This window comes from Pseudomonas sp. zfem002 (assembly GCF_032621685.1).
GTDB classification, from domain to species: Bacteria; Pseudomonadota; Gammaproteobacteria; order Pseudomonadales; family Pseudomonadaceae; genus Aquipseudomonas; species Aquipseudomonas japonica.
Genome location: NZ_JAVYJH010000003.1, coordinates 125,572 through 149,624 on the forward strand (window position 1 = coordinate 125,572; position 24,053 = coordinate 149,624).

A 24,053-nucleotide genomic window follows, 5' to 3' on the forward strand; every position below is an offset into this window, starting at 1 on the left:
AGTCCCAGGTTTTCCTGACACACTCGGGACTCAGGTTTTATGGCCGCTTCGCGCCCAATCGCGGATGAATCCGCTCCCACACTGATCGAGGTGGCTTATCTGGCCATGATTGCCCTGAACAGCTCCGAGTCCAGCCAGCCCTGCAACCACGCGCGCAAGCGCGGGTAGGGTGCCTCGGCGAACCACTGCGGTTCGACCCCGGCGAACTGGCGGATAAACGGCATCAGGGCGGCATCGGCCAGGCTCGGATGCTCGGCCAGCAGGTAACGCTGCGCGCCGAGCCGCCGTTCCAGGTCGGCAAGAATCCCCTCCGCCTGCTGCCGGTAGTGCTCCCGCGAATGCTCGGGATAGCGCTCGGCATACTTGTAGTGGTTCAGGTGCACCTTGAACTCGCCGTCATTGCGCGCGATCAGTTCGTCGATCCGCACATCGCCCTGTAGCCGCCAGTCCTGCGGATCATTCTGCTCCAGCGCCCAGCGCATGATCTCCAGGCTTTCCTCCAGCACCCGCCCACCCAGGTCGAGCACCGGCACCGTGCCCTTGGGTGACAGCGCCAGCATCTCGGCGGGCTTGGCCTTCAGGCTGACTTCCTCGATGCGCAGCGCAACCCCCGCATAGCGCAGGGCCAGGCGCGCGCGCATGGCATAGGGGCAACGGCGGAAGGAATACAGGATCATCCGTTGACCTCCAGGGTGCTCAGGCCATTGCCCTGGCGCCGCACCTGGATCTGCACGCCGATCCGCTCATGCATTTCCTGGACGTGGGAGATCACCCCGACCTTGCGCCCCTGGGCCTGCAGGCCATCGAGGGCATCCATCGCCAGTTGCAGGGATTCCGGATCGAGGCTGCCGAAACCTTCGTCGATGAACAGCGATTCGATGCGCAGCGTGCTCGATGCCATGGACGCCAGCCCCAGTGCCAGCGCCAGGGAAACCAGGAAGGTCTCGCCACCGGACAGCGAATGCACCGAGCGCAGTTCGTCGCCCATCTCGGTGTCCTGCACCAGCAGGCCGAGCTGGCTGCCACCGCGTTTCAGGCGATAGCGCCGGACCAGTTGGCGCAACTGATGGTTGGCGTGATGCACCAGCAGGTCGAGGTTGTAGCCCTGGGCGATCTTGCGGAAGGTGTCGCCGCTGGCAGAGCCGATCAGGTCGTTCAGGCGTCCCCAGCGCAGCATGTTCTCCCGCGCTTCGCCGATGCGTTCGGCAAGGGCCTGGCTGGCCTGCTGGCGACGCTGGTCCTCGGCCTGCTGCGCTCGCAGCTCGGCGCACTGGTGCTCATGTTGTTCCAGCTGCTGCTGGCTGGCGAGCAGGGCCTCCTGCAGTTCGTCGAGGGAGCGCTCGCTGAGGTTCAGCGCCTGGTGCTGCTGCACCCGCTCGTCGCGCTCCTGCACCCGTACACCGGCCTGTTCCACGGCTTTTTCCGCCGCCTGCAGGCGCTGGCGCAACTGTGCGACCTGCTCGTCGTCCATGCCCAGCAGGGCATCCAGTCCCTGTTCGTCCAGTTCCGGATGGGCCTCGCGCCATTGGCCGATGGCCGCCTCCAGTTGCTGGCGCTCCTGGTCGAGGGCCAGGTGCTGTTCTTCCCGCGCCTTCAGTTCGCTGGCGAGGGCCGCGGCTTCGGTACGGGCTTCCTGCAGTTGCTGGTTGCTCGTGGTTTCGGCGGCGCGCGCCTGTTCCACGGCCTGCTCCAGTTGCTGCTGCCAGTGTTCGGCGTCGCGGTGTTCACCGATGAGTGCGCCGAGCGCCTCGCGGGCCTGTTGCTGCTGGGTTTCGAGGGCCACGAGTTGCTGTTGCAGCTTGTCCAGTGCGCGCTGGCGTTCCTGCTGTTTCGCGTCGTCGCTTTCCCGCTGCTTCAGGCGCTGCGCCAGTTCTTCCTGCTCGTCCTGCTGCTGCTCGAGCAACTGCTTGCGCGCGCTCAGGCGCTGGTCGAGGTCGAGGAAGGTCGGCGCCGGATCCTCTTGCAGCGCGGCGAAGATCTCCGCCGGCAGCAGGCTGGCGAACGGTGCCAGGTCCTGCTGCAGGCGTTGTTCGTCGCTGCCCAGGGCATCCAGTTGCTGGTTCAGTTGCAGGGCCGCCTGCTGGCTGGCTTCACTGGCCTGCTGCAGTTCGTGCTGCAGGCGCGTGGCGTCCTGTTGCAGGCTGAGCAGGGCGCTCTGGCGCTGCTCGTCGCGGGCGATATCGTCGTTCAGTCGGCGCAGTTGCAGGTCGAGCCATTTGCTGCGTGCGGCGGCATCGTGTTCGGCCAGCTGTGGATAAAGTGCGTGGCCCTGCAGTTCCGGGGCCAGGGCCTGGACCTGGGCGTTCAACTGCTCCTGCTGGTGCTGGTATTCCTTGAGCTGGCCCTTGACGCTGCCGAGCTGCGAACGCAGGTCGTCGAGCTTCTGGTTGAGCTGGTCGACGGCGCGCTGGGCGTTGGCTTCCTCGTCCTGATCGTGACGGGCGAGGTTCTCCAGCAGCGCTTCCGGCTGGTGATAAGGGTGCTCCAGGCTGCCACAGACCGGGCAGGGCTCCTCGTCCTGCAACTGTGCGCGCAGTTCTTCGACGCTGGCGCTGCGGGCCAGGCGCTGGCGTTCGAGCAACTGGCGGGTCAGGGTCAGGGCCTGTTCGGCGGCGATCTTTTCCTGCTTGCCCTGCAGGCCGGCGGCCATCAGCTCGGTATGTTGCTGCTGGGCGGCCTGCTGGCGTTCGCCGAGGGCGTGCAGGCGCTGTTCGACTTCCTGCTGGCGGTTCCACAACTGCGCCAGCGATTCGAAACCGCGCTGCAGCTTGCGGTTGTCCTGCAACAGGGTGCCGAGCAGGCCGATCTGTTCGGCGAGGGCCTGGGGCTCGGCGTCGGCTTCCTTGAACAGCAGCTCCAGCGCATTGCGCAGCTCCGCACACTGGCGGGCCTGGGTTTCGGCGCGTTGCTGCAGGGCCGGCAGCTCTTCGCGCCCCTTGCCCAGGCGATTGGCGGTGAGCATCACCTGCTGCAACTGACCGCGATAGGCATTCCAGGAGCCGCCGAGGTCGGCGAGCGCTGCGCTCTGCTCCAGCTGAGCGCCGATGGCCGCCAGGGTCTGTTCGTGGCGCTGCTGGTGTTCGATCAGCGCCGCCAACTGCACCTGGCCATCTGTGCAGGCCTGTTGCGCCTGCTGGCTGGCGTCGCGATCGCGCTTGAGGTCCTGGTCCAGGCGGGCCAGGTTGTTCTGGATGTTGAAGGCTTCGCGCAGGTGCGGGGCGTTGTCGTGCTGTTGTTCGCGGGCGGCGGCCAGGGCTTCGCGGGCCGCGTTCAGGGCCTGCTCCAGTTGCGTCTGGCGCTCGCCCAGTGCGCTTTGCTGGTGACGCTGCTGTTGCAGTGCGACGGCCAGCGGCGTCAGCTGGTTCAGCACATCCTGGCGCCGGGCGAACTGGTGACGCTGCGGCGCCAGTTGTTCCAGGCGGGTCAGGTTCAGGCGTTCGCCGGCCAGTTGTTCCCATTCCTGGCGGGCAGTGGCGAGGGCTTCGGCAGCGCTGCGCTGTTGCACCTGCAGGGCCTGCAACTCGTTGAGCCAGTTGCGCTGCTGTTCGAGCTGGCGTTGTTGCGCCTGTTCGTCCTTGAGTCGCTGCTGGGCGGCGGCGAGGTTGTCATCGAGCGCGGCGCGATCCTCCTCGCTCATCGGCAGGACACCACTGGCGTCCCGCTCCAGGGTGTCGTGCGCGTCTTTCGCTTCCCGCGCCTTGATGAAGGCGCGACGGCCCAACTGGCTGTAGATCGCCGTGTTGGTGAGCTTTTCCAGCAGTTCGCTGCGCTCTTTGTCGTCGGCCTTGAGGAAGGCGCTGAACTCGCTCTGGGCCAGCATCACCGCGCGGGTGAACTGGGCGAAGTTGAGGCCCAGGCGCGCTTCGATCAGTTGCTCGTACTCGCGCTTGCTCTGGTTGCTCAGCAGTTGCTGGCTGTCCAGGTCGTGCAGGCTCTGGCGGCTGCCCTGCAGCTTGCCGTTGGCCTTGTCGCGGGCGCGGTTGGTTTCCCAGCGGGCACGGTAGCGGCGGCCGTCGATCCCGACGAAATCCACCTCGGCGAAGGCGCTGCCGGTACCGCGTCGCAGCAGGGTGCGCGGGTCGTTGGTGAGGATTTCACCGTCAGCATCGGGGACCTTGGTTTCCCGGCCGATGTTGTCCAGCCGCGGTACCGTGCCGAACAGCGCCAGGCACAGGGCATCGAGCAGGGTGCTTTTGCCGGCGCCGGTAGGTCCGGTGATGGCGAACAGGCCGGCGCTGGCCAGCGGTTCGGCGGTGAAATCGACTTCGAAGGGACCGGCCAGCGAGGCCAGGTTCTTCAGGCGAATGGCGAGGATCTTCATACCGGCTCCTCCTCTTGCTGGACTTCCTGCAGGAGCAGGGCGAAATCGGCCAGGGTCCGCTCGTCGGCGATGCTGCCGTAGCTCTGCTCCCAGGCGCGGGCAAAGAGGTCTTCGGGACGCAGCTGGCTCAGTTCCATCAGGCGCTCGTCGTCATCGCCCTCGGCAGTGGCGCGCCCGGCATACTCGGCGGCGATGCGCACCAGGCGCACGGCCTTGCCCTGCAGGGCGGCCTCGATCTGCTGGCGCAGGTCGGGTTGCGGCTCGTCCAGTTGCACGCGGACCTCCAGCCAGGGCTGGCGCTGCGGGTCGTCGAGCAGGTCGGGTTCGGGCAGCTCGGTCAACTGCACGAGCACCTCGGCCAGTGGCGCCGGACCGACCCGCTGCAGGGCCACGGCCCGCGGCACGCGCCGGCTCTCGACGCTGACCAGGCTGGCGCCCTTGAACTCGATTTCGAGGATCTGGTGCGGGTAGTTGATTTCCGAGAACGACAGCGGGATCGGCGAGCCGCAATAACGGATGCGTTCCTCGCCGTTGACCTGCTGCGGCTTGTGCAGGTGGCCGAGGGCGACGTAGCCGATCTCGCTGCCGAACAGGCTGGCGGGCAGGGCCTCGGCGTTGCCGATGATCAGGCTGCGTTCGGAGTCCTCGGACACCGAACCGCCGGCCATGTGCGCGTGGCTGATGGCGATCAGCGCCTGCTTCGGCTGGCGTTTGCCCAGGGCGGCGGCGATGAGTTTTTCATGGACCTGGGCGATGCCGCGCAGGTAATCGTCGCCGAGCAGCGCCCCGGTGACTTCCGCCGGACGCAGGAAGGGCAGGGCCAGGCACCAGCCCTGGACCTTGCCTTTGGCGTTGCTCAGCGGCACCAGCAGGCGCTCGGCGTCCAGTTCGCCGTCGTCCAGCCATTGCACGCGGCCGAGGGCGTGGGTGCGCAGGCGGCGCATCAGCGCGGCGGGCAGCTCGATGCGCGAGCCGGAATCGTGGTTGCCGGCGATCATCACGATGGTCAGCCCCGGCTGCTGCTCGTGGGCCTGGACGATGAAGTCGTAGAGGCGTTCCTGGGCCTTGACCGGCGGGTTGACCGTGTCGAAGACGTCCCCGGCGATCAGCAGGGCATCGGGTTGGCGCAGCTTCAGCTGGCCGAGCAGCCAGTCGAGGAAGCAGGCATGTTCGAAATCGCGCTCCTGGCCGTGCAGGGTTTGCCCCAGATGCCAGTCGGAGGTGTGAAACAGACGCATGGGTAGTCCCGGGGTGATCTGGGCGAGAGATAAAGCCGGGTATGGTACCTGAATGTTGCGAGGTTTTATCCGGGCTGGGGTAGTGCTGTAGGAGCTGGCTTGCCTGCGAAGGACCGCAAAGCGGTCCCGGTTCCCGACCCAGAGTCAGGCAATCAGGGACCGCTTTGCGGTCCTTCGCAGGCGAGCCAGCTCCTACGGTACCGTGCTAAACCGTCGGGTTATTTGGGGTACAGCGGCGGCAGGCTGCCATTCTCGCCCTGCGTCGGCTGCGCCTGTTCCGCCGCCGGAATGGTGCTGATCGCCCGCCACAGGTCCTCGCCCTGCCAGTACTGCCCGGCCTCGCTGTACAGCGCACTGTTCAGCCCGTCCAGCGCATCCGACAACGGCACGAAGCGCGCCGCCATGTCGGCCAGGGTCTGCGGCTGCTGCCGGGCCCAGGCGTCCAGGGCCTGGCGGGTGGCCTGCGGGTCGTTGGCCTGGCAGGCGCGCTTGAGGTCGTCGAGCAAGGTGCGCGGGCTGGGGCCGGCCTGGATCGCCCGGGCCACCGCCGGCTGCGAACGGGCGCGCCACCACAGGGCGAAACCGGCGATGGTGGTCAACGCCAGCAGCAGCGTGCTCAGTTGCCAGGGCCACAGCAGCCGGCTGCCCTGGTCCGTGACCACGCTCGGCGTGTCCGCGCTCAGCGCCGGATTGTCCTGCACGTTCAGGCTGCGCGCCGGCAAGCTGCTGTGTTCCAGATGGTCCTCGCGGGTGTTCCACCACACCACTTCGAGGCTCGGCAGTTCCAAGCTGCCGCTGTGGGTCGGAACCAGCGCCTCGCGTTCCTCGCGGCTGCCGATCAAGCCGCGCTCGTCGATCTGGTTGCGCAGTTGCGGCTGGTCCGGGTAGCGGCGCAAGCCGTTGACCTCGATGCCGGGCAGGGGCGTCAGCTGGGTGCTGGACAGGCCCTCGGCCTTGACCGTGACCCCGCGGGTCAGCGAGTCGCCGATCTGGACCGGTGTCTGCGTCGGGTCGGGGCTCCAGTGTTCTTCCAGGGTCAGGCTGCGCGCCGGCAGCCACGGGGCGCCGGCCGGGTAGCCAAGGGGAATCGGCTTGACCCGCAGCGGCAGCTCCCGCGAGGCGACCCGCACCTGGCTGTTGCCGGCGGCGTCGGAGCGCTCGCTGTCGGTACCGGCGCTGGTGGCGCTGAAGGTCAGGGCCGGCACCGTGACTTCGCCGCTCTGCTGCGGATACAGGGCATAGCGCATCTCGATCACGCCATGGCGGATGCCATTGATCAGCTTCTCGTAGGTGCGCGACTCGCCCAGCGGTTCGATCTTCACCCCGTCGAGCTGCAGCGGGCTGAGGCTGCTGTCGTCGTACAGCGACACCGAATGGTAGATGCGCAGGGTCAGCACCGCCTGGGCCTGCACATAGACGCTGCTCTGGTCGAGGCTGGCCTCGATGAACACCGGGGCGAGCAGGGTGACCGGGGTGTCGTCGGCGGCCTGGACCTGCAGCTGGATCGGTTCGCTGTGCAGTTCGCCGAGGTGCAGCGCGGGGATTTCCAAGGTTCCGGCGCGTCGCGGCATCAGGGTCACGACCCAGCGCGTGGTGGCTTCGTTCTGTCCGTCGAGGGTGTTGAGGCTGTTGAGCTGGCGCGTGCCGCGGACTTCGAAATCCGCCTGCAGCGGCGCGAGGTCCGGCTTGCCGAACTGGGTGACATCGCGGATTTCCAGGGTCAGTTCCAGGGTCTCGGCGGTGCTCAGGTGGCTGCGGTCGACGCTGGCCAGCAGCTCCTGGGCCAGGGCCGGTACGACGAAGAAAAGGCTGAAGACGAAGGCGCAGACGCGGCTCATCGATGGGTTTCCTGAAGTTGTTGCTGTTCGTACCAGAATTTGCGCCGCAACAATTGTGCCGGATTGTCCGGGATCTGCCGCAGCCATTGTTCCAGGGCCTGACGCTGCTCGGCGTCGAGCGTGCTGCCGGTGGGGCGCTGCGGCGGCCGGGTGACGGACTCGTCGTCACTGTCGGCGGCGGTCTGCGGGGTCTGGCTGGCTGCCTGATCCTGCGTCTGCGCGGGCTCATCGGCGGTCTGCCCGGCCTCATGCTGCTCGCTGCTCTGCTGCTCGTCGTCGCTGTTCTCGCCGGGAATCGGCTGGCCCGGCTGTGGCGGGGTTTCCGCCTGCGGCTCTTCGGGCGGCGGCGCCTGTTGCTGCTGGCGCTGTTGCAGCAGTTGCTCCACCAGGGCCTTGTTGGTCAGTGCCGGTTGCAGGTCGGGCTGGCGTTCCAGGGCTTCTTCGTAGGCATCCGCCGCCGCTTCCAGTTCGCCGCCGCGGGCCAGGGCATTGCCGCGGTTGTAGTGACCGCTGGCGCTGTCGTCGAGGGCGAACTGGCGCGCCGCGCCGGCATAGTCGCCGGCTTCGTAGAGGGCCCAGCCTTTCCATTGCGGGTCCTGGAAATGTTTCGCTGCCTCCGCTGGGCGTTTCTTCTTCAGCAGATGCTGGCCCTGCTGGTCGGGACGCCGCCACAGGTCGCTGAACTCGAAGGCCTGCGCGGGCTGCGGCAGGCAGAACAGCAGCGGCAGGCAGAACAACCAGCCACGCCGCCCGGCACAGGCGGCCAGCACCAGCAGCGGCAGGAGCAGCCAGTAACCCTGGTCGGCCCAGGTATCGAGCTGCACGGTCTGGCCGTCGTTGCCCAGGGCTTTCGGTTTGTCGAACAGGCCGAGGCCGCGCAGGTCGAGGTCATCGATGCGGGCGTGACGGTAGCGGCCGCCGAACTCGGCGACGAAGCGCTTGAGGCTGGAACTGTCCAGCCTGGGCACGAGGATCGCGCCGTCGGCGTCCTTGAGCAGCTCGCCATTGGCCTGTTTCACCGGCGCGCCCTCGGCGCTGCCGACGCCCAGCATCAACAGGTCGGGCCCGTCGCGGTTCAGCGCCTGGGCGATACCCTGGCGTTCTTCATCGCTCAGCGCCGAGGCGATCAGCAGCAGCCGGCCCTGGCCCAGTGCGCCCTGGGCGAGCAGGGCCAGGGCCTTGCGCACGGCAAGGTCGGCGCGCTGCCCCGGTTGCGGCATGATCCCCGGCTCCAGGGCTTCGAGGAGGTTGCGGCTGGTGCTGAGGTCGTCGGACAGCGGCACCAGGGTGTGCGCGCTGCCGGCGTAGACGACGATGGCGGTCTGGCTGTCGCGCCGGTGCTCGAGGAGGTCGATGATCTTGCGTCGTGCCTGCTCCAGGCGGGTCGGCGGGCTGTCTTCAGCGAGCATCGCCGGGGTCAGTTCGAGGAGGATCACCAGCGGATCGGCGGGACGCTGGCGGGTTTCCTCCAGGCGTTGCCAGCTCGGCCCGAGCAGGGCCAGGACGCCGAGCAGCCAGGCCAGGCCGAGGGCGATCCAGGGCAGTTTGCTGGCGTGACCGCTGCCGCCGCCGAGCAGCACGCCATGGAAGGCCGGCGGCAGGATCATCTGCCAGCGGCCGGCACGCTTCTGCCGGTGCCAGAGCTTCCACAGCAGCCAGCCGAACAGCGGCAGCGTCAGCAGCCACAGCGGACGCATGAAATGCGGCAGGACCTCGCTCATCGGCGCCTCCGCAGGCGCAGGCGCTTGAGGCGCTGGCGCCATTCCGGGTGCGGCTGGAGGAAGTCCGGGCGTCGCAGCAGGCGCTGCAGCAGACGTTGCAGCAGGTGATCGGGCCAGCGCTCGCGGATCACCAGGGCGATGCTCAGCAGCAGCGCCGCGGCCAGCGGCCAGGCATACAGTGCCTCGGCGGTGCGGGCCTGGGTCGGTTGCTGCTCCACCGGTTCGAGCAGGTCGAGGGTGTCGCCGATGGTCTTGAGTTCGGCGCCATCGCGGGCCCGGAAGTATTCGCCATGGGTGATCTGGGCGATCTCGCGCAGCGAGGCTTCGTCGAGGTCGAGGCTCGGATTCAGGCCGAGCTGGCCGAGGGTGCCGCTTTCCTCGGCGCTGGCGCCGATGCCGATGGTATAGATGCGGATGCTCTCCTGGGCGGCCAGGCGCGCCGCGGTGAGCGGGTGGATCTGCCCGCCGTTGTTGGCGCCGTCGGTGACCAGGATCAGCACGCGGCTGTCGGTGGGACGCAGGCGCAGGCGCTTCACTGCCAGGCCGATGGCGTCGCCGATCGCAGTGTTCTTGCCGGCGATGCCGATCTGCGCATCGTCGAGGAAGCTGCGCACGGTGCGCCGGTCGAAGGTCAGCGGCGCCTGCAGGTAGGCCTGGCTGCCGAACAGGATCAGGCCGACCCGGTCGCCTTCACGCTGCTGCAGGAAATCGCCGAGCAGTTCCTTGACCAGGGCCAGGCGGCTGACTTCCTCGCCCTGCCAGTTCATGTCGGGGAAATCCATCGAGCCGGAAACGTCCACCGCCACCAGCAGGTCACGGCCGCTGGCGGCAACCGGCAACGGCTCGCCGAGCCACTGCGGACGCGCCGCGGCGCACAGCAGCAGGAGCCAGACCAGCACGAACGGTGCCTGCTGGCGCCAGGTCGGCAGGTTGAGGCGTGCGCGGCGTCCGGCGAGGCCTTCCAGTTCGTCGAGGAAGCTGACCTTGAGCACCGGCTCGCCGCTGTCCGCCGCCGGCAGCAGCAGGCGCGCCAGCCAGGGCAGCGGCAACAGGGCGAAGACCCACGGCCAGGCCAGTTCAAACATGCTTGCGAATCCAGGTTTCGACCGCCTGGTTGAGCCCGGCGATGGCCTTGTCGTCGAGGCGGCACTCGGGCTTGTAGGTGCCCTCGACGAGGATCATCCAGCGGGTCAGCCCGGCGGCCGGGCAGCGGTTGTCGAGAAAGGCCAGCCATTTGCGGCCATTGAGGGTGTGGCTGTGGCTGTCCGGGTAATGGTTGCGGCACAGGCGCTTGAGCAGCGCGTTGATCTGCTGCAGCCAGGCGCCGGCCGGCGCGCCGTCGTAGGGCTTGGGCAGTTGCGCCAGTTCCGCCAGGGCGGCGACGCGGATCGGGTCCAGCGGCTGTTCGGCGCGCGGCACCGGGGCCTGGCGCGGCCGCCAGTGGCGCAGGCGCCAGGCGCCCCAGCCGAGCAGCGGCAGGATCAGCAGCAGCGCCCACCAGCCCGGGGCCGGTGGCCAGGCACTGATCGGTGCTGGGGCGATCAGCGGTTGCAGTTGCGCCAGTGGATTCATCGCGGTTTGCCCGCCCGTTGCGGATCGAGGTATTCGCGCAACTGCTCGATCATCTCGCTCTGGGTGCTCAGCGGCATCAGCACTACCCGCAGTTTTTGCGCGAGCATTTCCCAGCGCTCGATGCGCGCCTCGCTCTGCTGGCGGTAGCTCTGCCGCAGGTTGCTGTCCAGGGTGTCCAGCTCCAGTTGCGCGCCGCGCTGGGCGAAACGCAGCAGGCCGGCGGCGGGCAGGGCGTGGTCGAGGGGGTCGGAGAGCGGCAGCAGGAGCAGGTCGCAATGTCGCGACAGCAGGCTCAGTTGCTGCTCGACGCTGGGGTTCAGGGCGCGCTCGTCGCACAGGATGATCGCCAGGCTGCCCGGGCGCAGCACCTCGCGGGCGCGGCGCAGGGCGATGCCGAGGTTGTCGCCTTGCGGCACGGCCTCGGTATGCAGCGCCTGGTTGACCCGGGCCAGGCGGTTGAGCAGTTGCAGCAGGCTCTGCTTGCTGCGCCGCGGCTTGATCTCGTGGTGTTCGTTGTCGCCGAAGACCAGGCCGCCGATACGGTCGTTGTGGCCCAGCGCGGCCCAGCCGAACAGCGCCGCGGCCTGGGCGGCGAGGACCGACTTGAACATCAGCCCGGAGCCGAAGAACAGTCGCCGGCTCTGCTCGACCATGATGAAGATCGGCCGCTCGCGCTCCTCGTGGAACAGCTTGGTGTGCGGCTCCTGGGTGCGCGCGGTGACCCGCCAGTCGATGTTGCGCACGTCGTCCCCGGCCTGGTACACGCGCACCTGGTCGAAATCCACGCCGCGCCCGCGCAGCCGCGAATGGTGCAGGCCGACCAGCGGGCTGCGCTGGCCGGGGGCGGAAAAGATGCGGACCTCGCGCACCCGATGACGCATCTCGATCAGCTCGGCGAGGCTGATGCGGATGCCGGGCTCGGCCAACAGTTGACTGGGCATGGGTTCAGGCGACGGCGACGACGTCGAGGATGCGCTGGATCACCCGGTCCTGGTCGATCCCGGCCGCTTCGGCCTCGAACGACAGAATGATGCGGTGGCGCAGCACGTCGAACAGCACCGCCTGGATGTCCTCGGGGCTGACGAAATCGCGCCCGGCCAGCCAGGCATGCGCCCGTGCGCAGCGGTCCAGGGCGATCGAGCCGCGCGGGCTGGCGCCGTAGGCGATCCAGTCGCCCAGCTCGGCGTCGTACTTGGCGCCGTTGCGTGTGGCCATGACCAGTTGCACCAGGTACTCCTCCACCGCGTCGGCCATGTACAGGCCGAGGATTTCCTTGCGCGCGGCGAAGATCGCCTGCTGGCTGACCCGCCGCTCGGGCTTGGTCTCGCCGTGCAGCGCTTCGCCGCGGGCCTGCGACAGAATGCGTCGCTCCACCGCGGCGTCGGGGAAGCCGATCTTGACGTGCATGAGGAAACGGTCGAGCTGGGCTTCCGGCAGCGGGTAGGTGCCTTCCTGCTCGATGGGGTTCTGCGTCGCCATCACCAGGAACAGCGGCGACAGCTCGTAGGTGCTGCGACCGACGCTGACCTGGCGCTCGGCCATGGCTTCGAGCAGGGCCGACTGGACCTTGGCCGGGGCGCGGTTGATCTCGTCGGCCAGCACCAGGTTGTGGAAGATCGGCCCCTGCTGGAACACGAAGCTGCCGGTTTCCGGGCGATAGATCTCGGTGCCGGTGATGTCCGCCGGGAGCAGGTCGGGGGTGAACTGGATGCGATGGAACTGCGCCTCGATACCGTCGGAAAGTTCCTTGATGGCCTTGGTCTTGGCCAGGCCGGGGGCGCCTTCGACGAGCATGTGGCCGTCGGCCAGGAGCACGATCAGCAGGCGTTCGACCAGTTTTTCCTGGCCAAGGATCTGGGTTGAAAGAAAGGTGCGCAGCGCGATCAGCGCTTCACGGTGTTCCATCGTCGACGGTTCCTGGAATGAGGCTCCGGGCTGGCGTGCAGCGTCCGGGCAGAGGCGGATACTTTAATCCATCCGGGGGCCTGCCGACTAACGGTGGCGGGGGAAAATCTTCAGGGGCAGGGGTGTCGAGGGCAAACTCCTGGTCGGCAATCGAGAGGGCGTCGGGCTCAGTGTGGGAGCGGATTCATCCGCGATCGGCGGCAAAGCCGTCGTAAAACCTGAGTCCCGAGTCTGCCTGACACAACCGGGATAGCGGTTTTACGGCCGCTTCGCGCCCGATCGCGGATGAATCCGCTCCCACACTGACCGCGGCGCGCGCTCGAGGTGTTCAGCGCTCGCTGACGAAGGTGCCGATGTCCTTGAGAATCACCTTCAGCGCCTGCTCCACCTCATCCAGGTCGCCCAGCGCATTCTCCAGGCTGATCTCCAGCACGTCATCGCCACCGAACAGGTCGGTTGCGCCCGGCGCGGTCTCGATCAGCAGGCGGGTGGCGCTGAGGGTCACCTTGATGTCGCGCAGGGTATCGCCTTCCTCGTCCAGCAGCAGGTCGATATCGTCCTCGTCCGGATAGCGGCTCATGATGAACAGCTCGCCCTTGGTGCTGTTGCTGCCCAGGGTGGCGAGATTGTCTTCTTCGTCGTCGGCCGGGTTGGCGAAGATCAGCGCGGAGGTCAGTTGCATGGCGGGCTCGATAGGAGAATTGAAACGCGAGTTTGCCAGTCTTTGCCGGGCGGATAAATCACGGGTTGCTCCTCGTTGTCCGAATATGTCGCAGCATCGCAAGCAGGGGCGGGGGGCTGTCGTTAAGCTGCGATGTCGATGGACCTCCGCAAAGACGCAGTCGCCTGCCGCGCCAGTGGTTTTTGCAGACGTCCATTCCCGGTGTGACCGTTCGGTCAGCCCGGCAGCCGCTCTTTAGCATTCCCCACCGTTTTGCCCGCCATTGACTATGGTTGATGCGGGATAAAGCGGACACGCGCGACGCTTCACCCAATAACAAAGCCCAAGCGGAGTACCACAGATGGCGTTTTTCACCGCAGCCAGCAAAGCCGACTTCCAGCATCAACTGAAAGCGGCCCTGGGGCAGCACATCAGCGAGCAGGCACTGCCACAAGTGGCGCTGTTCGCCGAGCAGTTCTTCGGCATCATCTCTCTTGACGAACTCACCCAGCGGCGCCTGTCCGACCTGGTCGGCTGCACCCTCTCTGCCTGGCGCATCATCGAGCGCTTCGACCACAACCAGCCCCAGGTCAACGTCTACAACCCCGATTACGAGCGTCATGGCTGGCAGTCGACCCACACCGCCGTGGAAGTCCTGCACCATGACCTGCCGTTCCTGGTGGACTCGGTGCGCACCGAGCTGAACCGCCGCGGCTACAGCATCCACACCCTGCAGACCACCGTGCTCAGCGTGCGTCGCGGGGCGGCCGGCGAGCTGCTGGAGATCCTGCCCAAAGGTACCCAGGGCGAGGGCGTGCTCCAGGAATCGCTGATGTACCTGGAGATCGACCGTTGCGCCAACAACGCCGAACTCGCCGTGCTGACCCACGAACTGACCCAGGTGCTGGCCGAAGTGCGGGTCGCCGTGGCCGACTTCGAGCCGATGAAGGCCAAGGTTCGCGACCTGCTGGCGCTGGTCGAGCAGACCCCGTACGCCGCGGTCGAAGGCGAGAAGGCCGAGGTCCAGAGCTTCCTCGAATGGCTGGTGGGCAACCATTTCACCTTCCTCGGCTACGAAGAGTTCGTGGTCAAGGGCGATGCCCAGGGCGGCCACCTGGCCTATGACGAACAGTCCTTCCTCGGCCTGGCCCGCCTGCTGCGCACCGGCCTCACCGCCGACGACCTGCGCATCGAGGACTACGCGGTCAGCTACCTCAACGAGCCGCTGCTGCTGTCCTTCGCCAAGGCTGCCCATCCGAGCCGCGTGCACCGCCCGGCCTACCCGGACTACGTATCGATCCGCCAGCTCGACACCGACGGCAAGGTCATCAAGGAATGCCGCTTCATGGGCCTGTACACCTCCGCGGTGTACGGCGAAAGCGTCCGCCAGATCCCGTACATCCGCGACAAGGTCGCTGAAGTCGAGCGCCGTTCCGGCTTCGATCCGAAGGCCCACCTGGGCAAGGAACTGGCCCAGGTCCTCGAAGTGCTGCCGCGCGACGATCTGTTCCAGACCCCGGTGGACGAGCTGTTCACCACCGTCATGTCCATCGTGCAGATCCAGGAGCGCAACAAGATCCGGGTGTTCCTGCGCAAGGATCCGTACGGCCGCTTCTGCTACTGCCTGGCCTACGTGCCGCGCGACATCTACTCCACCGAAGTGCGGCAGAAGATCCAGCAGGTGCTGATGGAGCGCCTGAAGGCCAGCGACTGCGAGTTCTGGACCTTCTTCTCCGAGTCGGTGCTGGCGCGGGTGCAACTGATCCTGCGGGTCGATCCGAAGAACCGCATCGATATCGATCCCAAGCAGCTGGAAAACGAAGTGATCCAGGCCTGCCGTTCGTGGCAGGACGACTACGCCAGCCTCACCGTCGAGAGCTTCGGCGAAGCCCAGGGCACCAACGTCCTGGCCGACTTCCCGAAAGGCTTCCCGGCCGGCTACCGCGAGCGTTTCGCCGCGCACTCGGCGGTGGTCGACATGCAGCACCTGCTCACCCTGTCGGAGAAAAAGCCGCTGGTGATGAGCTTCTACCAGCCGCTGACCCAGACCGGCAAACAGAGCCTGCACTGCAAGCTGTACCACGCCGATACCCCGCTGGCCCTGTCCGATGTCCTGCCGATCCTGGAAAACCTCGGCCTGCGCGTGCTCGGCGAGTTCCCGTACCGCCTGCGTCACAGCAATGGCCGCGAGTTCTGGATCCATGACTTCGCCTTCACCTACAGCGAAGGCCTGGACCTGGATATCCAGCAGCTCAACGACACCCTGCAGGACGCCTTCGTCCATATCGTCAACGGCGATGCGGAAAACGATGCCTTCAACCGCCTGGTGCTGACCGCCGGCCTGCCGTGGCGCGACGTTGCCCTGCTGCGTGCCTATGCGCGCTACATGAAGCAGATCCGTCTGGGCTTCGACCTCGGCTACATCGCCAGCACCCTGAACAACCACACCGACATCGCCCGCGAGCTGACCCGGCTGTTCAAGACCCGCTTCTACCTGGCGCGCAAGCTCACCAGCGAAGACCTGGAAGACAAGCAGCAGCGCCTGGAGCAGGCGATCCTCAGTGCCCTGGACGACGTCCAGGTGCTCAACGAAGACCGCATCCTGCGGCGCTACCTGGACCTGATCAAGGCCACCCTGCGCACCAACTTCTACCAGCCGGACGCCAAGGGCCAGAACAAGTCCTACTTCAGCTTCAAGTTCAATCCCAAGCTGATCCCCGAGCTGCCCAAGCCGGTGCCGCGCTTCGAGATCTTCGTCTACTCGCCACGGGTCGAGGGCGTGCACCTGCGCTTCGGCAACGTCGCCCGCGGCGGCCTGCGCTGGTCGGACCGCGAGGAAGACTTCCGTACCGAAGTATTGGGCCTGGTGAAAGCCCAGCAGGTGAAGAACTCGGTGATCGTGCCGGTCGGCGCCAAGGGTGGATTCCTGCCGCGTCGCCTGCCGCTGGGCGGCAGCCGTGACGACATCGCCGCCGAAGGCATCGCCTGCTACCGCATCTTCATCTCCGGTCTGCTGGACATCACCGACAACCTCAAGGACGGCGGCGTGGTGCCACCGGCCAACGTGGTGCGTCACGACGATGACGATCCGTACCTGGTGGTGGCGGCGGACAAGGGCACCGCGACCTTCTCCGACATCGCCAACGGCATCGCCATCGACTACGGCTTCTGGCTCGGCGACGCCTTCGCTTCCGGCGGCTCGGCCGGCTACGACCACAAGAAGATGGGCATCACCGCCCGTGGCGCCTGGGTCGGTGTGCAGCGCCACTTCCGCGAGCGCGGCATCAACGTGCAGAAGGACAACATCACCGTGGTCGGCGTCGGCGACATGGCCGGTGACGTGTTCGGCAACGGCCTGCTGATGTCCGAGACCCTGCAACTGGTCGCGGCCTTCAACCACCTGCACATCTTCATCGACCCGAATCCGGATGCGGCCAGCAGCTTCGCCGAGCGCAAGCGTCTGTTCGACCTGCCGCGTTCGGCCTGGAGCGACTACGACACCAGCATCATGTCCGAGGGTGGCGGTATCTTCCCGCGCAGCGCGAAGAGCATCGCCATCACCCCGCAAATGAAGGAGCGCTTCGCGATCGAGGCGGACAAGCTGACCCCGACCGAGCTGCTCAACGCCCTGCTCAAGGCGCCGGTGGACCTGCTGTGGAACGGCGGTATCGGTACCTACGTCAAGTCCAGCGCGGAAAGCCACGCCGATGTCGGCGACAAGGCCAACGACGCCCTGCGGGTCAACGGCAACGAGCTGCGCTGCAAGGTGGTGGGCGAGGGCGGCAACCTGGGCATGACCCAGCTCGGCCGCGTCGAGTTCGGCCTCAACGGCGGCGCGACCAACACCGACTTCATCGACAACGCCGGCGGCGTGGACTGCTCCGACCACGAGGTCAACATCAAGATCCTGCTCAACGAGGTGGTGCAGGCTGGCGACATGACCGAGAAGCAGCGCAACCAGCTGCTCGGCAGCATGACCGACGAAGTCGCCGCGCTGGTCCTGGGCAACAACTACAAGCAGACCCAGGCCCTGTCCCTGGCGGCGCGCCGGGCGAAAGAGCGCATCGCCGAGTACAAGCGCCTGATGGCCGACCTGGAAGGTCGCGGCAAGCTGGACCGGGCGATCGAGTTCCTGCCTTCGGAAGAGCAGCTGGCCGAGCGCATCGCCGCCAACCAGGGCCTGAGCCGTGCCGAACTGTCGGTGCTGATCTCCTACAGCAAGATCGATCTCAAGGAAGCCCTGCTCAAGTCGCTGGTGCCGGACGACGACTACCTGACCCGCGACATGGAAACCGCGTTCCCGCCGTCGCTGGTGCACAAGTTCGCCGACGCCATGCGCCGTCACCGCCTGAAACGCGAGATCGTCAGCACCCAGATCGCCAACGACCTGGTCAACAACATGGGCATCACCTTCGTCCAGCGCCTGAAGGAGTCCACCGGCATGAGCCCGGCGAACGTGGCCGGGGCCTATGTGATCGTGCGTGACATCTTCCACCTGCCGCACTGGTTCCGTCAGATCGAGGCGCTGGACTACCAGGTGCCGGCGGAAGTCCAGCTGACCCTGATGGACGAACTGATGCGCCTGGGTCGTCGCGCGACCCGCTGGTTCCTGCGCAGCCGCCGCAACGAGCAGGATGCCGGCCGTGACGTCGCTCACTTCGGTCCGCAGATCGCTGCGTTGGGCCTGAAACTCGACGAACTGCTGGAAGGCCCGACCCGCGAACGCTGGCAGACCCGCTACCAGAGCTTCGTCGAGGCTGGCGTACCGGAACTGCTGGCGCGCATGGTGGCGGGTACCACGCACCTGTACACCCTGCTGCCGATCATCGAGGCGTCCGATGTCACCGGCCAGGACCCGGCGCAGGTGGCCAAGGCGTTCTTTGCCGTGGGCAGCGCGCTGGACCTGACCTGGTACCTGCAGGAAATCAGCAACCTGACCGTGGAAAACAACTGGCAGGCCCTGGCCCGCGAAGCCTTCCGCGACGATATCGACCTGCAGCAGCGCGCGATCACCATTTCCGTGCTGCAGATGGCCGATGCGCCGGAGGACATGGACGCGCGGGTAGCCTTGTGGATGGAGCAGCATCGCGTGATGGTCGAGCGCTGGCGCGCCATGCTCGACGACCTGCGGGCCGCCACCGGCATCGATTACGCCATGTACGCGGTGGCCAACCGCGAGCTGGTGGATCTGGCGCTGAGCGGGCAGTCGACGGTGTTGCCGTCCTGATCCCGTAAGGTGAAATGAAGAGGCCCCGGCAGTGATGCCGGGGCCTTTTCATTGGCGGCGGGGTTGTTGTGTCGCGCTACAACACGGCTTTGCTCTCAGCGGTCATCGTTCCCGGATGCCGCACCCGCTTGGGGCCCTTTGCCGAGAAAGGGCGCGGTTTCCACTTCCAGCATCAGCAGCACCATTTGCGTCAACTCGGCATCGGACTTCTGTCCGGCATAAAGGTCATTGAGTGCCTTGGCGAAGGGGATGCGCAGGTCCTGGTCTTCTTCCCGGGCGGTGTCGCTGTAGCGCATCAGTTCGCTGATGGCGCGCAGCACAGCCGCTTGCCACCGCGCGGTGGTCCGCGGACCACCGCTGGTGATTGCAATCAACTTGTCCTGCGTCAGTTGGCGAAGGGCGGGTTCCCGCAATGGCTCAAGCGGCCTTGGCTTGCGAGTGATCTTTGACATACCGGACGATACTCAGCGTTTCCTGGTGGAACTGCTCGTAGTCGATCTGCTGGGCGTTGATGAAGGTGCTGCCCATCATGGTCAGTGCCCCCATGAAGCTGGCTTCGGAGATTTCCTCGTCGCTTGCGCCAAACAGGCGCGCGGCTTCGGTATGGAACAGGGCGCAATACTTGCAGCGGGTTGCCCCGGACACCGCCACACCGATCAACTCCTTGTACTTGTTGGGAATCCGGGTATCCGCCAGCCAGAAGTCCCGGGCCATGCCCCAGAATCCGTTCGCGCCGCCTTCCGGCATCTGCCTGATCCACTCCGGTACCTGGCCCAGGGTCTGTTCAATTTCTCGATAGGTATCGTTAATAGCCATGTGACACCTCCTGCTGCTCTGGAGGCATCTGCTCCAGAGGCAGATCCAGTTTAGTTCACTGGCAGCGCTGCCTGGGTCGGCAGCGGGGCGCCCCCGGCAATGAAGGCGTAAACCCCGTGGAAACAACAGGATGGACTTAGATTTTTTTGGCGTAATGCAATATCGCTAACGAAGGTCGGTTCTGCTGGCAGGTGCAGCGCATGTGAAGGACCGCTGCGCAGTCCTTCCACGGCAAGCCGGCCTGTTTTACTTGAAGCGCCGCTCCACGCCTTTTTCCACCAGAATCTTCGCGGAAATCTCCTCCACCGAGAAATGCGTGGAGTTGATATGGGGAATATTCTCCCGGCGGAACAGGTTTTCCACCTCGCGCACCTCGAACTCGCACTGGGCGAAGCTGGCATAGCGGCTGTTGGGCTTGCGTTCGTGACGAATGGCGGTCAGGCGATCCGGGTCGATGGTCAGCCCGAACAGCTTGTGCTGGTGGTTCTTCAGCGCCGCCGGCAGTTGCAGGCGTTCCATGTCGTCCTCGGTCAGCGGGTAGTTGGCCGCCCGGATGCCGAATTGCATGGCCATGTACAGACAGGTCGGCGTCTTGCCGCAGCGCGATACCCCGACCAGGATCAGGTCGGCCTTGTCGTAGTAGTGGGTCCGCGCGCCGTCGTCGTTGTCGAGGGCGAAGTTGACCGCCTCGATCCGCTCCATGTAGTTGGAATTGCCGCCGATCGAGTGGGATTTGCCCACGGAATACGACGAATGGGCGGTCAGTTCCTGTTCCAGCGGGGCGAGGAAGGTGGAAAAGATGTCGATCATGAAGCCATTGGAGGTGGCCAGGATCTCGCGGATGTCCTGATTGACGATGGTGTCGAAGATGATCGGGCGCACGCCGTCGCGCTCTGCGGCGGCGTTGATCTGCTGCACCATGACCCGTGCTTTGTCCACGCTGTCGATGTACGGACGGGTGAACTTGTTGAACGGAATGTTCTCGAATTGGGCTAGAAGACTCTGCCCGAGGGTCTCGGCAGTGATGCCGGTACCGTCGGAAATGAAGAAAGCAGATCGTTTCATTTGCGCCATGGGCCTTAAGCTGGTGACGAATCTTGGATATGATAGGTTCGGTTTGCCGAACGCCATCGTAACGACATCGTCGGCATTCTCACTTATTTTCCAGGTCCAGGCCACAAGCGCCCGGCCGGTCCCGCGGGGGATTCGCCGGCGTCCTGAGCTTTTCCAATACAGTTAGTGGAGAGATCACCTTGGTAGAGTACGTAGTTTCCCTCGATAAGCTCGGCGTCCATGATGTGGAGCATGTGGGAGGCAAGAACGCATCCCTGGGCGAGATGATCAGTAACCTCGCGGGTGCCGGTGTATCGGTTCCCGGCGGCTTTGCCACTACGGCTCAGGCGTACCGTGACTTCCTCGAGCAGAGCGGCCTGAACGACCGTATCCACGCGGCGCTCGACGCCCTCGACGTGGATGACGTCAACGCTCTGGCCAAGACCGGTGCGCAGATTCGTCAGTGGGTGATGGAAGCCGAGTTCCCGGCTCGTCTCGACGCGGAAATCCGCACCGCCTTCGCCGAAATGGCCCAGGGCAACGACAACATGGCCGTCGCCGTGCGTTCCTCGGCCACCGCCGAAGACCTGCCGGACGCCTCCTTCGCCGGCCAGCAGGAAACCTTCCTGAACATCCGCGGCGTGGACAACGTGATCCGCGCGGCCAAGGAAGTGTTCGCCTCGCTGTTCAACGACCGCGCCATTTCCTACCGCGTCCACCAGGGCTTCGACCACAAGCTGGTGGCCCTGTCCGCCGGCGTGCAGCGCATGGTCCGTTCGGAAACCGGAACGGCGGGCGTGATGTTCACCCTCGACACCGAATCGGGCTTCCGCGACGTAGTCTTCATCACCGGCGCCTACGGCCTGGGTGAAACCGTCGTGCAGGGCGCGGTCAACCCGGACGAGTTCTATGTCCACAAGAACACCCTCGAAGCCGGCCGCCCGGCCATCCTGCGCCGCAACCTGGGCAGCAAGGCGATCAAGATGGTCTACGGCGAGGAAGCCAAGGCCGGTCGTTCGGTCAAGACCGTCGATGTCGACCGCGCCGACCGCGCACGCTTCTGCCTGAGCGACGCCGAGGTCAGCGAGCTGGCCAAGCAGGCGATGATCATCGAGAAGCACTACCAGCGTCCGATGGACATCGAATGGGCGAAAGACGGCGACGACGGCAAGCTGTACATCGTCCAGGCCCGTCCGGAAACCGTGAAGAGCCGTTCCAGCGCCAACGTCATGGAACGCTACCTGCTGAAAGAGAAGGGCACCGTCCTCGTCGAAGGCCGCGCCATCGGCCAGCGCATCGGCGCCGGCAAGGTCCGCGTGATCCACGACGTGTCCGAGATGGACAAGGTGCAGCCGGGCGACGTGCTGGTTTCCGACATGACCGACCCGGACTGGGAACCGGTGATGAAGCGCGCCAGCGCCATCGTCACCAACCGCGGCGGACGTACCTGCCACGCGGCGATCATCGCCCGCGAGCTGGGTATTCCGGCGGTCGTCGGTTGCGGCAACGCCACCCAGGTCCTGAAAGATGGCCAGGGCGTCACCGTATCCTGCGCCGAAGGCGACACCGGCTTCATCTTCGAAGGCGAGCTGGGCTTCGATGTGCGTCAGAACTCGGTCGACGCCATGCCCGACCTGCCGTTCAAGATCATGATGAACGTCGGCAACCCGGACCGCGCCTTCGACTTCGCCCAGTTGCCCAACGCCGGTGTCGGCCTGGCGCGCCTGGAGTTCATCATCAACCGCATGATCGGCGTGCACCCCAAAGCGCTGCTGAACTACGCGGGCCTGCCGCAGGAGCTGAAGGAAAGCGTCGACAAGCGCATCGCCGGCTACAACGATCCGGTCGGCTTCTACGTCGAGAAACTGGTCGAGGGCATCAGCACCCTGGCCGCGGCGTTCTGGCCGAAGAAGGTCATCGTGCGTCTGTCGGACTTCAAGTCCAACGAATACGCCAACCTGATCGGCGGCAAGCTCTACGAGCCGGAAGAAGAGAACCCGATGCTCGGCTTCCGCGGTGCCTCGCGCTACATCAGCGAGTCGTTCCGTGACTGCTTCGAGCTGGAATGCCGTGCGCTGAAGCGTGTGCGCAACGAAATGGGCCTGACCAACGTCGAGATCATGGTGCCGTTCGTGCGTACCCTGGGCGAAGCCAGCCAGGTCGTCGACCTGCTCGCGGAAAACGGCCTGGGTCGCGGTGTCAACGGCCTGCGCGTGATCATGATGTGCGAACTGCCATCCAACGCCATCCTCGCCGACGAGTTCCTCGAGTACTTCGACGGCTTCTCCATCGGTTCCAACGACCTGACCCAGCTGACCCTGGGCCTGGACCGCGACTCCGGGATCATCGCGCACCTGTTCGACGAGCGGAATCCTGCGGTGAAGAAGCTGCTGGCCAACGCCATCCAGGCGTGCAACAAGGCTGGCAAGTACATCGGCATCTGCGGCCAGGGTCCTTCGGACCACCCGGACCTGGCCAAGTGGCTGATGGAGCAGGGCATCGAAAGCGTTTCGCTGAACCCCGACTCCGTACTGGAGACCTGGTTCTTCCTGGCCGAAGGTCAGGGCGCGGTCTGATCCGCTAGACACGCGGCGCTCCTCGTCCCCGGGCGGCGAGCGTCGCGACGCTTTTATCCAGGGCGTGTCCAATGAGTGGACGCGCCCTTTTTCGTGCAAGAAACCTATGCAAAGCAGCAGCAGCCTTTTTCCCGTCGCCCTGCTCAGGGCCGAACGTTGTGGTGACCTGAGCGAGGACGTCTACCGCCTGAAGGCCGGCAACAGCCCCGACCCGAGTGTCGAGCTGGCGCTGACCCGCCTTGGCATGGCCGACCAGGATGCGGTCCGGGGCGTGCCGGTGATCCTTCTGCACGGCAGTTTCTCCAATCGCCGCTTCTGGTTTTCGCCCAGGGGCATCGGGCTCGGCGCCCATCTGGCGCGGGCCGGGTTCGATGTGTGGATCCCGGAAATGCGCGGCCACGGCCTGTCGCCACGCAACCGCGACTACAACGCCAATCGTGTCGCGGACTATGCCGCCTACGATCTGCCGGCCGTCGCCGCCTTCGTTCACGAGCAGACCGCCCAGCCTGCGCACTGGCTCGGCCATTCCCTCGGCGGCACGACCCTGGCGGCGGCGCTGGGTGGGCACTACCTGGACGAGACGCTGATCGCCAGCGCCGCGTTCTTCGGCACCCAGGTCAGCCGCACCTACTGGCCACTGAAGATTCCGCCGCTGGAGTGGGGCAGTCGTCTGCTGCTCAAGCGCTTCCCGCATATTTCCGGTTCGCGGTTCAAGCGTGGTCCGGAAGACGAGCCGATCGGCCTGGCCATCGAAAGCATGCGCTGGTTCGGTCTGTTCGGCCGTTTCGGCGACAAGGAGCGCGACTGGTGGGCCGGCCTGGCGGAGGTGCGCGTGCCGGTGCTGACGGTCGCTGGCGCCAGCGATTTCCAGGACCCGGTGTGGGCCTGTCGCAAGCTGTTCGAGCAGATCGGCAGCGACGACAAGCGTTTTCTGCGCCTGGGCAAGGAAGAGGGATTCGACAACTTCGGCCATGTGGATATGCTGGTCAGCAAGCCTGCGCAAACTCAGGTCTGGCCGCTGGTGGAGCGCTGGTTGCGCGATCCGCTGGCGATGATCGAGCCGCAGGTGGTGTCGGACGTTTCGCCGGAGCCCGTTAACGGCTAAGATGTGACGTTTTTCGGCTC

The 24,053-nt window shown here is 66.1% G+C and carries 16 protein-coding genes; 3 read left to right on the forward strand and 13 right to left on the reverse strand.

The window, feature by feature from the left end:
* Nucleotides 1–95 precede the first annotated feature (95 nt).
* The 10 genes from RTI28_RS06480 to RTI28_RS06525 form a co-directional block, all read right to left on the reverse strand.
* Nucleotides 96–677, reverse strand: coding sequence for a glutathione S-transferase (locus tag RTI28_RS06480; RefSeq protein WP_316919684.1), 582 nt, complete (start codon nucleotides 675–677; stop codon nucleotides 96–98).
* Nucleotides 674–4,321 (reverse strand): AAA family ATPase, encoded by a 3,648-nt coding sequence (locus tag RTI28_RS06485; protein WP_316919685.1) that lies wholly within the window; start codon nucleotides 4,319–4,321, stop codon nucleotides 674–676. Before RTI28_RS06485 ends, RTI28_RS06480 begins: the two co-directional genes overlap by 4 nt.
* Nucleotides 4,318–5,559 carry an exonuclease SbcCD subunit D C-terminal domain-containing protein gene (locus RTI28_RS06490; RefSeq protein ID WP_316919686.1) on the reverse strand — a complete coding sequence of 414 codons (1,242 nt, stop codon included), beginning with the start codon at nucleotides 5,557–5,559 and terminating at the stop codon, nucleotides 4,318–4,320. Before RTI28_RS06490 ends, RTI28_RS06485 begins: the two co-directional genes overlap by 4 nt.
* 218 nt (nucleotides 5,560–5,777) lie before the next feature.
* Entirely contained in the window at nucleotides 5,778–7,397 is a 1,620-nt protein-coding gene (locus RTI28_RS06495) for a BatD family protein (RefSeq protein WP_316919687.1), read from the reverse strand.
* On the reverse strand, nucleotides 7,394–9,118 hold the full coding sequence (locus tag RTI28_RS06500; protein WP_316919688.1) for a VWA domain-containing protein: 1,725 nt from the start codon (nucleotides 9,116–9,118) through the stop codon (nucleotides 7,394–7,396). Before RTI28_RS06500 ends, RTI28_RS06495 begins: the two co-directional genes overlap by 4 nt.
* Complete coding sequence (locus tag RTI28_RS06505; RefSeq protein WP_316919689.1) at nucleotides 9,115–10,203, reverse strand: VWA domain-containing protein; 1,089 nt, start codon at nucleotides 10,201–10,203, stop codon at nucleotides 9,115–9,117. Before RTI28_RS06505 ends, RTI28_RS06500 begins: the two co-directional genes overlap by 4 nt.
* Nucleotides 10,196–10,690, reverse strand: coding sequence for a DUF4381 domain-containing protein (locus RTI28_RS06510; RefSeq protein WP_316919690.1), 495 nt, complete (start codon nucleotides 10,688–10,690; stop codon nucleotides 10,196–10,198). Before RTI28_RS06510 ends, RTI28_RS06505 begins: the two co-directional genes overlap by 8 nt.
* The gene (locus RTI28_RS06515; RefSeq protein ID WP_316919691.1) at nucleotides 10,687–11,631 is read right to left on the reverse strand and encodes a DUF58 domain-containing protein; all 945 of its coding nucleotides are present in this window, start codon (nucleotides 11,629–11,631) and stop codon (nucleotides 10,687–10,689) included. The genes RTI28_RS06510 and RTI28_RS06515 overlap by 4 nt, the downstream gene beginning before the upstream one ends.
* Nucleotides 11,632–11,635: 4 nt before the next feature.
* Nucleotides 11,636–12,595 (reverse strand): AAA family ATPase, encoded by a 960-nt coding sequence (locus tag RTI28_RS06520; protein WP_042124203.1) that lies wholly within the window; start codon nucleotides 12,593–12,595, stop codon nucleotides 11,636–11,638.
* 328 nt (nucleotides 12,596–12,923) lie between these two features.
* Nucleotides 12,924–13,277 carry a hypothetical protein gene (locus RTI28_RS06525; protein ID WP_316919692.1) on the reverse strand — a complete coding sequence of 118 codons (354 nt, stop codon included), beginning with the start codon at nucleotides 13,275–13,277 and terminating at the stop codon, nucleotides 12,924–12,926.
* A 340-nt stretch (nucleotides 13,278–13,617) separates the two neighbouring features.
* Between RTI28_RS06525 and RTI28_RS06530 the strand changes: the two genes are divergently transcribed.
* Complete coding sequence (locus RTI28_RS06530) at nucleotides 13,618–18,483, forward strand: NAD-glutamate dehydrogenase (protein ID WP_316919693.1); 4,866 nt, start codon at nucleotides 13,618–13,620, stop codon at nucleotides 18,481–18,483.
* Between the two features lie 95 nt (nucleotides 18,484–18,578).
* On the opposite strand, the gene RTI28_RS06535 is transcribed toward RTI28_RS06530, so the two are convergent.
* The 3 genes from RTI28_RS06535 to RTI28_RS06545 all read right to left on the reverse strand — a co-directional run bounded on the left by RTI28_RS06535 (nucleotide 18,579) and on the right by RTI28_RS06545 (nucleotide 20,364).
* On the reverse strand, nucleotides 18,579–18,935 hold the full coding sequence (locus RTI28_RS06535) for a hypothetical protein (RefSeq protein WP_316919694.1): 357 nt from the start codon (nucleotides 18,933–18,935) through the stop codon (nucleotides 18,579–18,581).
* Entirely contained in the window at nucleotides 18,901–19,299 is a 399-nt protein-coding gene (locus RTI28_RS06540; protein ID WP_316919695.1) for a carboxymuconolactone decarboxylase family protein, read from the reverse strand. The genes RTI28_RS06535 and RTI28_RS06540 overlap by 35 nt, the downstream gene beginning before the upstream one ends.
* A 246-nt stretch (nucleotides 19,300–19,545) precedes the next feature.
* Nucleotides 19,546–20,364, reverse strand: coding sequence for a pyruvate, water dikinase regulatory protein (locus RTI28_RS06545; RefSeq protein WP_042124213.1), 819 nt, complete (start codon nucleotides 20,362–20,364; stop codon nucleotides 19,546–19,548).
* A gap of 188 nt (nucleotides 20,365–20,552) precedes the next feature.
* On the opposite strand from RTI28_RS06545, the gene ppsA reads away from it, so the two are divergent.
* Together ppsA and RTI28_RS06555 are read left to right on the forward strand one after the other, a co-directional pair.
* Entirely contained in the window at nucleotides 20,553–22,928 is a 2,376-nt protein-coding gene (ppsA, locus tag RTI28_RS06550) for a phosphoenolpyruvate synthase (protein WP_316919696.1), read from the forward strand.
* 106 nt (nucleotides 22,929–23,034) lie between these two features.
* Nucleotides 23,035–24,033 carry an alpha/beta fold hydrolase gene (locus RTI28_RS06555; protein WP_316919697.1) on the forward strand — a complete coding sequence of 333 codons (999 nt, stop codon included), beginning with the start codon at nucleotides 23,035–23,037 and terminating at the stop codon, nucleotides 24,031–24,033.
* Nucleotides 24,034–24,053: the final 20 nt, after the last annotated feature.

Bases quoted from the DNA above. Each gene is read 5' to 3' on its own strand.
- RTI28_RS06555 (WP_316919697.1), top strand. From the start codon at position 23,035: ATGCAAAGCAGCAGCAGCCTTTTTCCCGTCGCCCTGCTCAGGGCCGAA.
- RTI28_RS06495 (WP_316919687.1), bottom strand. From the start codon at position 7,397: ATGAGCCGCGTCTGCGCCTTCGTCTTCAGCCTTTTCTTCGTCGTACCG.
- RTI28_RS06485 (WP_316919685.1), bottom strand. From the start codon at position 4,321: ATGAAGATCCTCGCCATTCGCCTGAAGAACCTGGCCTCGCTGGCCGGT.
- RTI28_RS06540 (WP_316919695.1), bottom strand. From the start codon at position 19,299: ATGGCTATTAACGATACCTATCGAGAAATTGAACAGACCCTGGGCCAG.
- RTI28_RS06545 (WP_042124213.1), bottom strand. From the start codon at position 20,364: ATGAAACGATCTGCTTTCTTCATTTCCGACGGTACCGGCATCACTGCC.
- RTI28_RS06515 (WP_316919691.1), bottom strand. From the start codon at position 11,631: ATGCCCAGTCAACTGTTGGCCGAGCCCGGCATCCGCATCAGCCTCGCC.
- RTI28_RS06500 (WP_316919688.1), bottom strand. From the start codon at position 9,118: ATGAGCGAGGTCCTGCCGCATTTCATGCGTCCGCTGTGGCTGCTGACG.
- RTI28_RS06535 (WP_316919694.1), bottom strand. From the start codon at position 18,935: ATGTCAAAGATCACTCGCAAGCCAAGGCCGCTTGAGCCATTGCGGGAA.
- RTI28_RS06520 (WP_042124203.1), bottom strand. From the start codon at position 12,595: ATGGAACACCGTGAAGCGCTGATCGCGCTGCGCACCTTTCTTTCAACC.
- RTI28_RS06490 (WP_316919686.1), bottom strand. From the start codon at position 5,559: ATGCGTCTGTTTCACACCTCCGACTGGCATCTGGGGCAAACCCTGCAC.
- RTI28_RS06510 (WP_316919690.1), bottom strand. From the start codon at position 10,690: ATGAATCCACTGGCGCAACTGCAACCGCTGATCGCCCCAGCACCGATC.
- RTI28_RS06525 (WP_316919692.1), bottom strand. From the start codon at position 13,277: ATGCAACTGACCTCCGCGCTGATCTTCGCCAACCCGGCCGACGACGAA.
- RTI28_RS06530 (WP_316919693.1), top strand. From the start codon at position 13,618: ATGGCGTTTTTCACCGCAGCCAGCAAAGCCGACTTCCAGCATCAACTG.
- RTI28_RS06505 (WP_316919689.1), bottom strand. From the start codon at position 10,203: ATGTTTGAACTGGCCTGGCCGTGGGTCTTCGCCCTGTTGCCGCTGCCC.
- RTI28_RS06480 (WP_316919684.1), bottom strand. From the start codon at position 677: ATGATCCTGTATTCCTTCCGCCGTTGCCCCTATGCCATGCGCGCGCGC.